Raw genomic sequence first — 13,648 nt, 5'->3', positions numbered from 1 at the left:
CCGCGGGTACCCGTGGCCACATGACGGACACCTTGTGGGACGAGTTCCACCGAGTCGTGAACATGACCTCGCTCGAACTGGAGGAGTGGCTGCGCACCCGGTCGGCCGATGAGGACGCCGAGCAACTGCCCGACCAGGCGGGCACGCCGACCGGCCAGGAGGTGCTGCGGGTGCTGCGCAAGCGGCGCACCGACCTGACCGAGCAGGACGTCCTGGTGATGCGGAAGGTCGTCGACCGGGTGCGCGCCGAGCGGCGCGAGGACCTGGAGCCGACCGCCGGGCAGGCACCGTGGCGGCACCGGCTCATGTCGATCGGGCACGACCCCCTCAAGCCCGCCTGACGCCCGTGGCGGGTTCGCGAGCGCCACCACCCGGTGGTGCTCGCGAACCCCCGGCCGCTCAGACGCGGGTCGCGGGCACCTTGTCGGCGTCGCCCAGGCGCACGCCCGCTTCCGGGATCAGGCCGAACTGCACGACCTGGCGGCGTGCCAGCAGGTCGGTCACCCAGTCCACGGCCACCCGCAGCCGGTTGCCCGGCATCGCCAGCAGGTGGTAGCCGCGGGCCACCACCTTGGCCGGGAAGCCGGTCAGCGGCACGCGCAGCGGGTCGGCGACCGCCTGCGCGCCCGCCAGGTCCACCACGAACCCCAGGTCGCGATGCCGGTAGCGGCCCACCCGCCCGTGCCCGAGCGACGCGGCGACGTTGCGGCCCGCGAGCTTGCCCTGCCGCTGGGCGTGCTGCGCGGTCATCGGGGTCGGCTTGCCGCCGTTGTGCACGTCCGGGACCGCCGCCACGTCACCGGCCGCGTACACGCCCTCATGACCCCGCACGGCGAGCGTGTCGTCGACGACGACACGGCCCTTCTGGTCCGGCAGGCCGGACGCCTCGACCAGCGGGTCGGGCCGCACCCCCACGCACCACACCACGGTGCGGCTGGGGATCTCCGAGCCGTCGGTCAGCTTCACGCACCGCTCGGTGACCTCCTCCACGCTGGTCTCCAGCCGCACCTCCACGCCGCGCCGCTCCAGCACCCGCCGCGCCGGGGCGGACAGCCGCTCGTCCAGGCCGGGCAGCACGCGCGGGGCCAGGTCCACCAGCACCCACCGCACGTCGGCCTCGGTCAGGCCGTCGCGGTGGCGCAGCGCCTCCCTGGTCAGCCGCTGTCCCTGGGCCACCAGCTCGGTGCCCGTGTAGCCCGCGCCGACCACCACGAACGTGGCGCGGCAGGCGCGCTCGGCCGGGTCGTCGGCCTGCTCGGCCAGCTCGATCTGGCGCACGACGTGGTCGCGCAGGAACACGCTCTCCGCGATGGACTTGAACCCGAACGCGTGCTCGGCCACGCCGGGGACGGACATCAGCCGGGTGACGCTGCCCGCGGTCAGCACCAGCCGGTCCCACTCGACGGTCCGCTCGCGGCCCTCCACGTCCACCACCGCGCAGGTGCGCGCCTCGGGGTCGACCGCGGTGGCGTTGCCCAGGACCAGCCGGGTGCGGGGCAGCTTGGGGCGCAGCGGCACGGCCACCCGGCGCGGGTCCAGCGACCCACCCGCGACCTCCGGCAGCAGCGGCACGTACAGCATGTAGTCGGTGGGGTTGACCGCCACCAGCTCGGCGGCGTCCGGTGGCAGCGCCTTCTCCAGCTCGCGCAGGGCGTGGTAGCCCGCGAACCCCGTCCCGACCACGAGCACCCTCGGTTTCCGGTCCATGCCACGTCCCTTCGCGCACCGCGATCGGAGAAGCTGGGTACCCCTGGTCCGGATTGGGTAGACATGCACCATGACGCTGGGTCTGCCCAACGGGGTATCCGCCTGCTTGTTCGACTTGGACGGCGTGCTCACCAGCACCGCCGTGCTGCACCGCCAGGCGTGGCGGCGCACGTTCGACGACTTCCTGCTGCCACGCGGGGAAACAGGGTTCACCGAAGCCGATTACGTGCAGCACGTGGATGGACGGCCGCGCTACGACGGGGTGCGCACCTTCCTCGCCTCCAGGGGCATCACGCTGCCCGAGGGCTCCCCCGACGACCCGCCCGACCTGGACACCGTGCACGGTGTCGGCAACCGCAAGAACGCGCTGCTGGACGAGATCATCCGCACCGAGGGCATCTCCCCCTACCCCGGTTCGGTGCGCTACGTGCAGGCCGCGCAGCGGGAGGGGCTGGCCATCGCCGTGGTGACCTCGTCGGCCAACGCCGAGAAGGTGCTCGACGCGGCCGACTTGAGCAAGTACGTGCAGGCTCGCGTCGACGGGCTGGTGATTGTGCGGGACGGTCTGCGGGGCAAGCCCGCGCCGGACTCGTTCCTGGCGGGGGCGCGGGCGCTGGGCGTGGCCCCGGCGCGGGCGGCGGTGTTCGAGGACGCGCTGGCCGGTGTCGCGGCCGGGCGCGCGGGTGGTTTCGGGTACGTGGTGGGCGTGGACCGGGCTGGTCAGGCCGACGCGCTCAAGGCGAACGGTGCGGACGTGGTGGTCGAGGACTTGGCGGAGCTGCTGTGACGGGAACGGGGTACGACGTCGAGCCGTGGGTGCTGCGCTGGCGAGGGCTCTCGGTGGTGGACCTGCGCCGGACGGAGTCGACCTTCGCGCTGGCCAACGGGCACATCGGGATGCGCGGCACGCTGGACGAGGGCGAGCCGCGCGGTCTGCCCGGCACCTACCTCAACGGCTTCTACGAGGAGCACGAGCTGCCCTACGGCGAGGGCGGCTACGGCTACCCCGAGGAGGGCCAGACGGTCGTCAACGTCACCGACGGCAAGGTGTTCCGGCTGCTGGTGGAGGACGAGCCGCTGGACATGCGCTACGGCCGTGCGCTGGCCCACCACCGGGAGCTGGACTTCCGCTCCGGCACGCTGCGCAGGTACACCGACTGGGAGTCGCCCACCGGCAAGCGCGTGATCGTGCGCTCGGAGCGACTGGTGTCGCTGACCCAGCGGGCGGTCGCGGCGATCCGCTACGAGGTCGAGCCGCAGCAGGACGTGCAGCTGGTGGTGCAGTCGGACCTGCTGGCCAACGAACCGGTGGACAGCGAGTCCGGTGACCCCAGGGTGGCCGCGGCGCTGGACTCGCCGCTGGTGGCCGACTTCGCGCACGCGGAAGGGGCCCGCGCGGTGCTGGCCCACCACGCGCGCCGGTCCGGTCTGCGGATGGCCGCGGGCATGGACCACGAGGTGCACCTGGCCAAGGACGGCGTGCGCACCTCGATCCACGCCGAGGAGGACCTGGCCCGGTTCACCGTGGCCGCGGACGTGCCCGCCGGGCAGCGGCTGACGGTGGTCAAGTACCTGGGCTACGGCTGGTCCGGGCAGCGGTCGGTGCCCGCGTTGCGCGCGCAGGTGGAGGCCGCGCTGGAGGGCGCGCTGCAGACCGGCTGGGCGGGCCTGCTGGCCGAGCAGCGGCGGTTCCTGGACGACTACTGGGAGGTCGCCGACATCGAGGTCGACGGCGATCCCCAGCTCCAGCAGGCGGTGCGGTTCGCGCTGTTCCACATCCTGCAGGCGGCGGCCCGCGGCGAGACCCGCGCCATCCCCGGCAAGGGGCTGACCGGTCCCGGCTACGACGGCCACGCGTTCTGGGACACCGAGACCTTCGTGCTGCCGGTGCTGACCTACACCGTGCCCGACGCCACCCGCGACGCGCTGCGCTGGCGGCACTCCACGCTGGACAAGGCCAGGGAGCGCGCCGAGGTGCTCGGCCAGCGCGGCGCGGCGTTCCCGTGGCGGTCGATCAGCGGCGCGGAGTGCTCGGCGTACTGGCCTGCGGGCACCGCGGCGTTCCACGTCTCGGGCGACGTCGCGTACGCGGTGGCGCAGTACATCGACGCCACCGGCGACGAGGAGTTCGAGCAGCACTGGGGCGGCGAGATCCTGGTGGAGACCGCCCGGCTGTGGGCGTCGCTGGGCCACCACGACAAGGGCGACGTGTTCCGCATCGACGGGGTCACCGGGCCGGACGAGTACACCGCCGTGGTGGACAACAACACTTACACCAACCTGATCGCGCAGCAGAACTTCCGGTCCGCCGCGCGGGTGTGCCGCCGCCACCCGTCGGTGGCCTGCAAGCTCGGCGTGTCCGAGGAGGAGATCCAGTCCTGGGAGCGGGCCGCCGACGCGATGCTGCTGCCGTTCGACGAGGTGCTGGGGGTGCACCAGCAGTCCGAGGGGTTCACCTCGCACGCGGAGTGGGACTTCGAGGGCACCGACCCTGACGCCTACCCGTTGCTGCTGTCGCACCCGTACTTCGACCTGTACCGCAAGCAGGTGATCAAGCAGGCCGACCTGGTGCTGGCCATGCACCTGCGCGGTGACGCGTTCACCCCGGAGCAGAAGGCCCGCAACTTCGCCTACTACGAGGCCAGGACGGTGCGCGACTCGTCGCTGTCGGCGGCCACGCAGGCGGTGCTGGCCGCCGAGGTGGGGGCGTTGCAGCTGGCTTACGACTACCTGGCCGAGGCGGCTTTCACCGACCTGCACGACCTGCACCGCAACGTCCACAACGGACTGCACATGGCGTCGCTGGCGGGCGCGTGGTCGGCGCTGGTGGCGGGCTTCGGCGGGATGCGCGACCACGGCGGCGAGCTGTCGTTCGCGCCGAGGCTGCCACCGCACCTGACGCGGTTCGCGTTCCGGATGTGCTACCGGGGCACCCGGTTCGCGGTCTCCGTGGAGGACGGCTCTGCCACCTACCGGATCATCTCCGGCGGCCCGCTGCGCACTTCCCACCACGGCAAGGAGATCGTGGTGGAGCCGGGCGTCGAGCTGACCCTGGAGGTGCCCGAGCCGCCGACGCCGCCGAAGATCCGCCAGCCCGCGCACCGGATGCCGCGGCGGCGGTTGGCGGGCGGCTAGCGAGGTAGCGCCCCGCCCCCGTCGGGGGCGGGGCGCTACCTGATCACCCCTGCGGCAGCCCGCGCCATGTCGCCGAGCAGGTGGCGCCTGCTGCGCAGCAGGAGCAGGCCCGCGACGACCGAGGTGGTCGGCGCGATCACCGCGATGGCGGCCTGGACGCCCCAGATCCCCTCGGCGATGCCGACGAGCACCGCCCCGCCGAGCCCGCCGACGACCGCCAGGTACAGGCTGACCACCGCGAAGGCCGTGCTGCGGAACGCCGCGGGGATCACCGCGGCGACGACGAGGCTCAACGTGACTATGCCCGCGAAGACCATGCCCTGAGTGATCATCCCGACGACGATGAACGTGGCGACGTTGGGCGAGTAGACCTGGACGGCCAAGCCGATGCCGAGCGTGGCCAGCGCCGCGCAGGCCACGTACAGCGATGCCTTGGGGCTGCGGCTGAACAAGCGGTCGCCGTAGGCGCCACCGAGCCCCGCGCCCACCAGCCCGCCCAGGGCGCTGACGGTGATGATCACGCCGCGCGCCGTGACGCCCTGGTGGAGGTGGTCTTCGAGGATGAAGCTCAGGTAGTTCGGCACCGTGATCGCGGACAGGCCGAACGCGCCGAGCGAGAGCATCGCCAAGTAGAAGGTGCGGATCTTCTTCAGCTGCCCGAAGGTGGCCAGCAGCGGCAGGGGCTTGGTCGTCGGCTCCCGGAGCGGCCCGCCCCCGTGCGCCGCCCGCCGCTCGAAGCCACCACGGGGCGGTTCGGGCAGTCGCAGCGCGGCCAGGCCCAGCAGCAGGGCGGGCAGAGCGAGGAAGCCGAACGCCCACCGCCACGGCTCGTGCTCCTCGGGGATGAGCGCGGCGAAAACCGTGGCCACGAGGGGCCCGGCAACGATGCCCACCGGCTGACCGCTGCGGTGGATGCCGAGCACACGCCCGCGTCCGGTCGCCGGGTAGGTGTCGGTCAGCAGCGCGGTCTGGATGGGGCCCTCGTTGGCCTTGCCGATGCCCGCGAGGATGCGGACGACGGTCAGCTGCCAGAGGTTCTGGGACAGGCTGAAGAAGGCCGTCGACGCGGCCCACACGAGGGTGGAGACGCCCGCGATGGTGGTGCGGCGGCGGCGGTCCGCGAGCACGCCGAGCGGCACCGCGCCGAAAGCGACCATGACACCGGCGAGCGCCGCGATGGTGGCGATGGCCGAGGAGCTGACGCCCAGCGAGTTGCGGATCTCGGGCGCGAAGACGCTGAACACCGAGCCGTCCACGCTGTCGAGCACCTGCAGGCCGAAGATCACGCCGAGCGTCATCGGTCCGCCCGCAGCCATGACCTGCTTGAACGTCATCTTCGGCGGGGGCCCGGCGTCGAGCGGGACCGCTGCTTGACGCGGGGCACCACCGCTGTCCGGCGCGGGAGGTGCGAGGGGGCGTCGACCTGCGGTCATGGCCCGGTCTTGTTCGGTCATCGATGCCCTTTCACGGCATTGCCTGGCGAAAGCCCTTGACGTGGCCTGGTTCGGCGCGCACGGGCAGCGAGCGCCCCCCGAGAGCCGGTTCCGACGGTGACCCGCTGTGTTAGCCAGCATAGCGATAACAGCGCAACACAGGTGGAGCGCCCAGCGTACACACTTCTATGCTGATTGACACAGAGTTGGTCGGCCCGTACGTTCGCCGCATCGGCCCGTGTTGGGTTCCATCGAGGAAAGGCATTCCCGTGCAGGAGTGGGAGGGGTCCGTCGCCTTCGTCACCGGCGGCGGACAGGGCATCGGTCTGGGCATCGCGCGCGCACTGGCCAAGCGCGGTGTCGGTCTGGCGGTGGTCGACATCGACGAGGCGGCGCTGGCTCGCGCCAAGGACGAGCTGTCACAGGTGACCGCGGTGGAGACCTTCCGGCTGGACGTGCGGGACCGCGCGGGGTTCGCCGCGGTCGCCGACGAGGCCGAGGCGAAGCTGGGGCACGTCAACCTGCTGTTCAACAACGCGGGCATCGCGCCGTACTCGCCCGCGGCGGAGCTGCGGTACGAGAAGTGGGACCTGGCCATCGACGTCAACCTCAAGGGCGTGGTCAACGGCGTCCAGACCTTCCTGCCCCGCATGATCGAGCGCGGGCAGGGGGGCTACGTGGTGAACACTGCGTCCGGGGCGGGCCTGGTGGCCGACGGGAACGTGCTGTACGCGACCACCAAGTTCGCCGTGGTCGGGCTCTCCGAGTCGCTGCGGCAGGCGACGGCCAGGCACGGCATCGACGTCAGCGTGCTGTGCCCCGGCCCCGTCGACACCGACATCGTCCGCAACACCCGGTCGGCGAACGAGAACGCTTCCGTGGGTCTGCCGGAGAACCTCGTCGCCGACGTCGAGGCGTTCCTCAAGTCGGGCGCCGACATCGACTCCGTCGGCGAGATGGTCATCGCGGGCATGCGGGCCCGGTCGACGTGGATCCACACCGGTCAGGAGGTGCGGCCCTACCTGGAGAAGCGGATGAAGGAGTTGCTCGCCTCCGTGCCCGCCCCGGCCACCAGCGGGGCCCGCTGACCGGGAACCGGGTCAGCCGGCGCTCCCCCCGGAATCCCGTCCGCCCCCACCCGCGCCGCCGCGGGTGGGGGCGGACGGGATTTCCCAGATGTCGGCGAGGTGCTCGTCGACCAGGGCTGCCAGCGACTGCAGGGCCTGGTCGAGGTCGAAGCTGTCGGGATCGATGAGCGCCTGGAGGTGGATGCCGATGAGCGCCCCGTTGAGCGCCACCGCGAAAGCGCGCTCCCGCTTGGCCGCGGCTTCGGGATCGACCCCCTTCGGGCGCTTCAGGCGCAGCACCGTCTCCAGGCCCTCGCGGCGCTGGGCGAGGAACTGCTGGTACTGGGCGTGGACCGCGCCCGTGCTGTTCATCGCTTCGGTCAGGATCATGAACAGCAGCGCCGAGTTGTCGCTGCGCACCCATGCGGCGTAGTCGTCGAACACCTCGGCGAGCGGGGGCACGACCCGGTACCGCTCGGGCCGCATCACGCGGTCGATCGCGCGTTCGACGACGGCCATCACGAGGCCGGCCTTGTTCTTGAAGTGCCACGGGATGGAGCCCCGGCTGATGCCGGAGAGCTCGGAGATGTCGACGAAGGAAGTGCGGTCGAACCCGCTCTTGGCGAGCAGCTCCTCGGCCGCGTCGAGGATGCGACGACGGCTCTCCTCGCCGATCTCGTCGATCCGACGCCGCCCTCGGGAACTCACGGTCGCCATAGTAGTGCCCGTTTCACAGCTGCTGCGGCTGGGTGAACGCGGGCATCGCACCGTCGGCGTCGCAGGAGTCCGAACGGCGGAGCGCACCGCCCACATAGGACGTTTCGGCGCGCTTCGGCGGTGGGCGGCCGACTCGGCGGCGCAAACGGGCCACCAGGACGCGAGAGCGCCCGGTCGGGGTGCCGAGGGGGGAGTAGCACCCCGACCGGGTCTCGTCAGACGGCCAGGGGGGAGGGCCGTCCAAGCTCTCGTCGCACAGTCGGATACCCCGCCGCGGCGGTTCCAACCGCTCCGGCGGATCAATTCCTGTGAAGCACGTCACTGCGCCAACACCCATGGGCGGGCCGCGACGATCCGCGATCTTGACACCGCCGCGCGCGGCGGAGTAGGACGGCGGGCGTCCGTCCACCGTCGATCTGCGGGGCGATCTTGCGACTGCGAGCACTGCTCACCACGGCGGCGTTGCTCGCCGCCTCCGCCTGCGGCGCCACCCCCGACGCGCCCGCCAAGACCACGCTGACCTGGTGGGACCACTACGACTCCGGCGCGGCCGACCAGGCGGTCACCGCGCTGATCGCGCGCTACCAGGGCGCGCACCCCGACGTCGAGGTCAAGCGCACCGCCATCCCGCCCGCCGAGTTCCGCGCCAAGCTGGACCAGGCGGCGGCCTCGGGCGCGTTCCCCGACGTGGTCGCCGTCGACTCCCCCGACCTGCCCCGGCTGGTGGCGCAGAACGCCGTCGCCGACCTCACCGACCGGTTCCAGGGCTGGGCGGTCGGTGAGGCGCTGCTGGAACCGGTGCGCGAGAGCGCGCGGCACGGTGGCCGGTTCTACGGCGTCCCGCTGCGCAGCGAGACCCTGGCCCTGGTCTACGACCGCGAGGTGCTCGCCGGGGCGGCACCGCCCCGCACGTGGGACGACCTGCGGGCCACCGCCAAGGCGCTGACCAGGGACGGTCGTGCGGGCCTGTGCTTCGCCGGACTGCCCGAGGAGGACCTGACCAGCACCTTCCTGGCCTTTCTGTGGCAGGCGGGCGGTGACCTGGACACCGTGGACGACGAGGCGGGCGTGGAGGCGCTGGCGTTCGTCGACGAGTTGGTCAACGTCGACCGCAGCGTGCCCGCCGCGGCGCTGGGCTGGGACAACGCCCAGGTCGCGCGCGAGTTCGCGGCAGGCCGGTGCGCCATGATGGTCAACGGCCCGCGCGTGGTGCAGGTGCTCAACCAGGCCGGGATGAACTGGTCGGTCACCGCGCTGCCCTCCGGCGCGGGCGGGTCCGCCTCGCCCCTGGGTGGGGAGACCTGGGTCATCGGCAAGGGCAGCAGGCACGCCGACGCCGCGTGGGAGCTGCTCAAGTCGTTGGCGGAGAACCGGGACAACATCACCGAGTTCGGCGCGGGGTTGGGCGCGCTTCCCAATCGCGGCGACACGGTGCAGGACCTGGCCTGGCAGTGGGACCCCAACGTCGCCGCGTTCGCCGCGCAGATGCCGGAAGCCAGGCCGCGCAACGGCTACGGCACGAAGTACCCGCAGGTCTCCGAAGCGGTGTGGACCATGGTGCAGCAGGTGCTCAAGGGTGATCGCGAGCCGGAGGAGGCGGCGGCGGAGGCGCGGGCGAAGATCGAACCGCTGCTGCGCGAGCGCTGAATTCGCGGGACGCGGGCGTTCGACTCGCGAGAGGTAGCCCGATCGAGGGGTGATCTAGTGCTGCCGGGTTACCCCGCACCCATGCGGAAAGGCACACCGGCGAGCCGGGGCGCCCCTCGGACCCGGCGCTACAGCCGGGCACAGGCGCTGGCGCTCGCGGTCGGTCTGCTCCAGGTCTTCTTCGCCGTGGTGCGCGTGCTGCCGCTCAGCCCCGCCAACCAGGTGCTGCACCTGTGCACGGGGGCCGCCGGGATCGCGCTGTCCTGGCGGCACGGGCACGCGCGGCTGTACGGCGTGGGACTGCTGCTGCTCTACGGCCACCTGTTCCTGGAGGACATGGACACCTCGACCGCGCTGCTCCAACTGCCGGACCTGGAGGCGCTGTCCCACGGGCGCACCGCGCTGGCGGGCGCGGTGATCGCGGTGGTGCCCGCGTTCGCCCGGCGGTAGTCCCCCGCCGTCATCACGCCGTCCGGGTGGAAGCGCAGCTTGGGCCCCGTGTCGCGGGCGATCGCCTCGAACACGGCCAGGTCGGCCATGTTCTCGGGCTGCCAGTACATGTGCGCGCCGTGCGTGACGCCCATGTCCATGCCGATCATCGCGTCCACGACCCGGTGATAGCGCCGCTCGGGCAGCGGCACCCCGGCGGAGGAGTGGATGTCGAACACGTCGTGGTCGCCGGTCAGCGGCCGCAGCGCCCCGGCTCGGTCGTAGCCGTGCACCACGCCGTCGCGGACCACGAACTGGCCGCCGCGCTCCAGCGCGTCCATCTTGTCGCGCAACGAGTCGTACTCCGCGCGGCGCTCGGTGAAGCGGCGCAGCAGGTGCTCGCCGCAGCGGCCACCGGGCAGCACGGGCCGGAAGTAGCCCACCAGGCCGCGCTGCCCGCGCCGCGCGCCCAGCCGCACGTCCAGGTCGGTGATGGTCTTGGCCTTCACCGGCTGCGGCTTGGGCAGCGCTCCCCGGCGCAGCCACGCCACCGAGTGCGGGTTGGTCGCCCGCACGTCGATCACGACGTCCTGCTGGGCGGCCACCTGCTGGAACTTGCGGGCGTTCTCGACGGGCATCCCGAAATCGGGCTCCACGGACGCCAGTGGGACGAGGCGATCAGTGCGCACGGGTACCACCGTCCGCCGGAGAGCGACGTGCACCACACCCGGCTTTCGGGTTGGCCGGCCTCGCGGCACCGGGTGCGCTCTGCGGGCTGCTCGCCGGGCCGGAACGGCCGCGGGTGGTGTTTGCGCTGGTCCTGGGTGCGCGCACGGAGGCAGAGGCCGCCGATGCGGCGGGGTTGCCCAGGCGGGAGGTCGCGCGCGAACCGCGCTCGGTCGGACTGGTGGTGGGCGAGGGCCCGCTGCTGGTGCTGCGCCAGTGGTGCGAGGGCGGCGAGGTCGACCACGTGATCTCGCGCCGCTACCCGGTCGACGAGGGCCTGCTCGACCGCGAGGGCGGCCAGTACCGGCGCGCGGGTGGGCCGGTGGGGGTCCGGCCGGTGGAGGTCTGGCCGCCCCCGCAGCGGCCCGTCAGGCGGCGTTGAAGGTGTCCGGGTCGGGCCCGAGGCGCGTACCGGTGTCCATGGTCGCGATCCGGTCCATGTCGTCCGCGTCGAGCTCGAAGTCGAACACCGCGAAGTTCTCCGCGATCCGGCTCGGCGTGGCCGACTTGGGGATCACCACGTTGCCCAGCTGCAGGTGCCAGCGCAGCACCACCTGGGCGGGCGTGCGGCCGTGCTTGTCGGCGATCGAGGTGATCACCGGGTCGCGCAGCGGCTCGCCGCCCTGCGCCAGCGGGCTCCACGCCTCGGTGACGATGCCGTGCTCGTCGTGGAACCGGCGCAGCTCGGCCTGCTGGAGCCGGGGGTGCAGCTCGACCTGGTTGACCGCCGGGACCACGCCCGTCTCGTCGATCACCCGCCGCAGGTGGGCGGGCTGGAAGTTGGACACCCCGATCGCCCGCACCCGACCGTCGGCGTGCAGCTCGCCCAACGCCCGCCAGGTGTCGACGTAGAAGCCGCGGTCCGGGGTCGGCCAGTGGATCAGGTACAGGTCCAGCCGCTCCAGACCCAGCTCGGCCATGCTCGCGTCGAACGCCCGCAACGCCTGGTCGTAGCCCTGGTCGGCGTTCCACAGCTTGGTGGTGACGAACAGCTCCTGCCTCGGCAGCCCCGACGCCGCCAGCGCCCTGCCCACGGCGGCCTCGTTGCGGTAGGCCGCGGCCGTGTCGACGCTGCGGTAGCCGACCCGCAGCGCTTCGGCGACCGCGCGCTCGGTGTCCCCGGCGGGCACCTGGAACACGCCGAAGCCCAGTCGCGGCATGGTGACCCCGTTGTTCAGGGTGACGTCGATCATGCTGATCCTCCTCGTCGTGCCGCTCCATGATGCTGTCAACGCCTTCCACCTGCTGGACGGCGTTGACCCCGCCGCGCGCCGCTGGTGCGATCGGCACGTGGCCGTGACGAGTGCGTTCCCCGATGTGACGAGCGTCGACGTGACGGTCGTCATCCGCCTCACGGCGCGGTCGGCCCGAGCCTCCGATGCCGCGAGCAGGCTGGCCGACGCGCTGAAGTCCGCGCTGGACCTGCCGGGCGCGGAAGTGCTGGTCGACACCGCCGATGAGCCCGCCGTGCGGGTGCTGGCCGACTCCCGGCAGGTGTTGCACCGAGGGCGGTCGGTGGAGCTGACCCGCCTGGAGTTCGACCTGCTGCTGCACCTGTGCCGCTACCCCCGTCAGGTCCACCGGCGCTCCGCGCTGATGAACGTGGTCTGGGGCACCACCAGCTTCGTGGACACCCGAACGGTGGACGTGCACGTGCGCCGCATCCGCCAGAAGCTGGGTGATGCGGCGTCGCTCATCAGCACCGTGCGCGGCGTCGGCTACCGGGTGGACGACCCGCGGCGGGTGCTGGTCGTGCACGACGGGCAAGCGCCATGAGGGTTCGACTCCGGTAGAACCGCTGCGGTTACACCCCGAATCCGGGGGTAGCTGTACTGGTATGGGCTTCCAACGAGCGGTCGTGACCGGCGGCGCGGGCTTCCTCGGCTCGCACGTCTGCGAAGCGCTGCTGCGGCGCGGCACGCGCGTGGTGTGCGTGGACGACTTCCGGACCGGATCGCCCGACAACCTGCGCGTGCTGCGCGAGGATTCCCGCTTCGGCCTGGTCAGAGCCGATGTCGCGGTGCCGCTGGACGTGCTGGGCGAGGTCGACCTGGTGCTGCACCTGGCGTGTCCGGCCTCCCCCGTGGACTACCTGCGGATGCCGGTGGAGACCCTCCGCTCGGGTGGTTTCGGCACCTACCACGCCCTGGAGCTGGCCCGCCGCAAGGGCGCACGGGTGGTGGTGGCCTCCACCAGCGAGGTCTACGGCGACCCGCTCGAGCACCCGCAGACCGAGTCGTACTGGGGCAACGTCAACCCGATCGGCCCGCGCAGCGTCTACGACGAGGCCAAGCGCTTCGGTGAGGCGATGACCATGGCCTTCCGCCGCGAGCACGGCGTGGACGCGGCGCTGGTGCGGATCTTCAACACCTACGGACCGCGGATGCGGACCGACGACGGCAGGCTCGTGCCCACCTTCCTGCGCCAGGCCCTGGCGGGGGAACCGCTGACCGTGCACGGCGACGGGAGCCAGACCCGTTCCCTGTGCTACGTGGACGACCTGGTCCGGGGCCTGCTGGCGATGGCGCACAGCGAGCACCCCGGTCCGGTGAACCTCGGCAACCCCGAGGAGGTCACCGTGCTGGAGGTGGCCCGCAAGGTCATCGAGGTCACCGGCAGCTCCTCCGCGATCCGGCACGTCGAGGCCATGGAGGACGACCCGAAGCGCCGCAGGCCCGACATCTCCCGCGCCCGTGAGCTGCTGGGGTGGGAACCCGAGGTGCCGCTGGCCGAAGGGCTGCGCCGCTCGCTGGACCGCCGCCTCGTCGGGTAGGCGCTCACCACGGA

General features: G+C 72.3%; 13 protein-coding genes and 1 pseudogene. 9 read left to right on the top strand and 5 right to left on the bottom strand.

Annotation, left to right across the window (positions count from 1 at the left end; genetic code table 11):
- Positions 1-20: 20 nt before the first annotated feature.
- The gene (locus JOF41_RS07485; protein WP_189225920.1) at positions 21-341 is read left to right on the top strand and encodes a DUF3140 domain-containing protein; all 321 of its coding nucleotides are present in this window, start codon (positions 21-23) and stop codon (positions 339-341) included.
- A 58-nt stretch (positions 342-399) separates the two neighbouring features.
- Here the strand turns inward: JOF41_RS07485 and JOF41_RS07480 are convergent, their stop codons facing one another.
- Entirely contained in the window at positions 400-1,707 is a 1,308-nt protein-coding gene (locus tag JOF41_RS07480; protein WP_209617292.1) for an NAD(P)/FAD-dependent oxidoreductase, read from the bottom strand.
- Positions 1,708-1,777: 70 nt separating this feature from the next.
- Between JOF41_RS07480 and JOF41_RS07475 the strand changes: the two genes are divergently transcribed.
- Together JOF41_RS07475 and JOF41_RS07470 are read left to right on the top strand one after the other, a co-directional pair.
- The gene (locus JOF41_RS07475) at positions 1,778-2,494 is read left to right on the top strand and encodes a beta-phosphoglucomutase family hydrolase (RefSeq protein ID WP_209617291.1); all 717 of its coding nucleotides are present in this window, start codon (positions 1,778-1,780) and stop codon (positions 2,492-2,494) included.
- Positions 2,491-4,842: a glycoside hydrolase family 65 protein gene (locus JOF41_RS07470; RefSeq protein WP_189225917.1), complete on the top strand. Its 2,352-nt coding sequence runs from the start codon at positions 2,491-2,493 to the stop codon at positions 4,840-4,842. The genes JOF41_RS07475 and JOF41_RS07470 overlap by 4 nt, the downstream gene beginning before the upstream one ends.
- Before the next feature lie 35 nt (positions 4,843-4,877).
- On the opposite strand, the gene JOF41_RS07465 is transcribed toward JOF41_RS07470, so the two are convergent.
- A complete protein-coding gene (locus JOF41_RS07465; protein ID WP_189225916.1) occupies positions 4,878-6,176 on the bottom strand; it encodes an MFS transporter in 1,299 nt (432 codons plus the stop codon).
- A gap of 368 nt (positions 6,177-6,544) precedes the next feature.
- On the opposite strand from JOF41_RS07465, the gene JOF41_RS07460 reads away from it, so the two are divergent.
- Complete coding sequence (locus JOF41_RS07460; protein ID WP_209617290.1) at positions 6,545-7,363, top strand: SDR family oxidoreductase; 819 nt, start codon at positions 6,545-6,547, stop codon at positions 7,361-7,363.
- 12 nt (positions 7,364-7,375) lie between these two features.
- Here JOF41_RS07460 and JOF41_RS07455 read toward each other — a convergent pair whose 3' ends face one another.
- Positions 7,376-8,050, bottom strand: a complete 675-nt coding sequence (locus tag JOF41_RS07455) for a TetR/AcrR family transcriptional regulator (RefSeq protein WP_209617289.1) — start codon at positions 8,048-8,050, stop codon at positions 7,376-7,378.
- 438 nt (positions 8,051-8,488) lie between these two features.
- Between JOF41_RS07455 and JOF41_RS07450 the strand changes: the two genes are divergently transcribed.
- Both JOF41_RS07450 and JOF41_RS38785 read left to right on the top strand, forming a co-directional pair.
- Positions 8,489-9,706 carry an ABC transporter substrate-binding protein gene (locus tag JOF41_RS07450; protein ID WP_189225913.1) on the top strand — a complete coding sequence of 406 codons (1,218 nt, stop codon included), beginning with the start codon at positions 8,489-8,491 and terminating at the stop codon, positions 9,704-9,706.
- Positions 9,707-9,787: 81 nt separating this feature from the next.
- Positions 9,788-10,075: pseudogene (locus JOF41_RS38785) on the top strand (hypothetical protein); the annotation flags it as partial.
- Here the strand turns inward: JOF41_RS38785 and JOF41_RS07445 are convergent.
- Positions 10,018-10,791, bottom strand: coding sequence for a hypothetical protein (locus tag JOF41_RS07445; RefSeq protein WP_229796081.1), 774 nt, complete (start codon positions 10,789-10,791; stop codon positions 10,018-10,020). The pseudogene JOF41_RS38785 and the gene JOF41_RS07445 sit on opposite strands and share 58 nt — an antisense overlap.
- A gap of 146 nt (positions 10,792-10,937) precedes the next feature.
- Between JOF41_RS07445 and JOF41_RS07440 the strand changes: the two genes are divergently transcribed.
- Positions 10,938-11,243, top strand: a complete 306-nt coding sequence (locus tag JOF41_RS07440; protein ID WP_209617287.1) for a DUF2087 domain-containing protein — start codon at positions 10,938-10,940, stop codon at positions 11,241-11,243.
- On the opposite strand, the gene JOF41_RS07435 is transcribed toward JOF41_RS07440, so the two are convergent.
- Positions 11,230-12,054, bottom strand: a complete 825-nt coding sequence (locus JOF41_RS07435; protein ID WP_209617284.1) for an aldo/keto reductase — start codon at positions 12,052-12,054, stop codon at positions 11,230-11,232. The genes JOF41_RS07440 and JOF41_RS07435 overlap by 14 nt on opposite strands.
- Between JOF41_RS07435 and JOF41_RS07430 the strand changes: the two genes are divergently transcribed.
- Both JOF41_RS07430 and JOF41_RS07425 read left to right on the top strand, forming a co-directional pair.
- Positions 12,053-12,637 carry a winged helix-turn-helix domain-containing protein gene (locus JOF41_RS07430; RefSeq protein WP_189225911.1) on the top strand — a complete coding sequence of 195 codons (585 nt, stop codon included), beginning with the start codon at positions 12,053-12,055 and terminating at the stop codon, positions 12,635-12,637. The two genes, JOF41_RS07435 and JOF41_RS07430, sit on opposite strands and share 2 nt — an antisense overlap.
- Before the next feature lie 61 nt (positions 12,638-12,698).
- Positions 12,699-13,634, top strand: a complete 936-nt coding sequence (locus JOF41_RS07425; RefSeq protein WP_189225910.1) for a UDP-glucuronic acid decarboxylase family protein — start codon at positions 12,699-12,701, stop codon at positions 13,632-13,634.
- The last annotated feature ends 14 nt before the right edge of the window (positions 13,635-13,648 follow it).

This window comes from Saccharothrix coeruleofusca, from assembly GCF_017876325.1.
GTDB lineage: Bacteria > Actinomycetota > Actinomycetes > Mycobacteriales > Pseudonocardiaceae > Actinosynnema > Actinosynnema coeruleofuscum.
Note: the sequence above shows the minus strand (reverse complement) of the source record. Positions and strands in the feature narration are given on the sequence as shown.

Excerpts from the sequence above, each read along its gene's own strand:
- JOF41_RS07485 (WP_189225920.1), top strand. The coding sequence starts at position 21 with ATGACGGACACCTTGTGGGACGAGTTCCACCGAGTCGTGAACATGACC.
- JOF41_RS07480 (WP_209617292.1), bottom strand. The coding sequence starts at position 1,707 with ATGGACCGGAAACCGAGGGTGCTCGTGGTCGGGACGGGGTTCGCGGGC.
- JOF41_RS07475 (WP_209617291.1), top strand. The coding sequence starts at position 1,778 with ATGACGCTGGGTCTGCCCAACGGGGTATCCGCCTGCTTGTTCGACTTG.
- JOF41_RS07465 (WP_189225916.1), bottom strand. The coding sequence starts at position 6,176 with ATGACGTTCAAGCAGGTCATGGCTGCGGGCGGACCGATGACGCTCGGC.
- JOF41_RS07430 (WP_189225911.1), top strand. The coding sequence starts at position 12,053 with ATGCTGATCCTCCTCGTCGTGCCGCTCCATGATGCTGTCAACGCCTTC.
- JOF41_RS07435 (WP_209617284.1), bottom strand. The coding sequence starts at position 12,054 with ATGATCGACGTCACCCTGAACAACGGGGTCACCATGCCGCGACTGGGC.
- JOF41_RS07425 (WP_189225910.1), top strand. The coding sequence starts at position 12,699 with ATGGGCTTCCAACGAGCGGTCGTGACCGGCGGCGCGGGCTTCCTCGGC.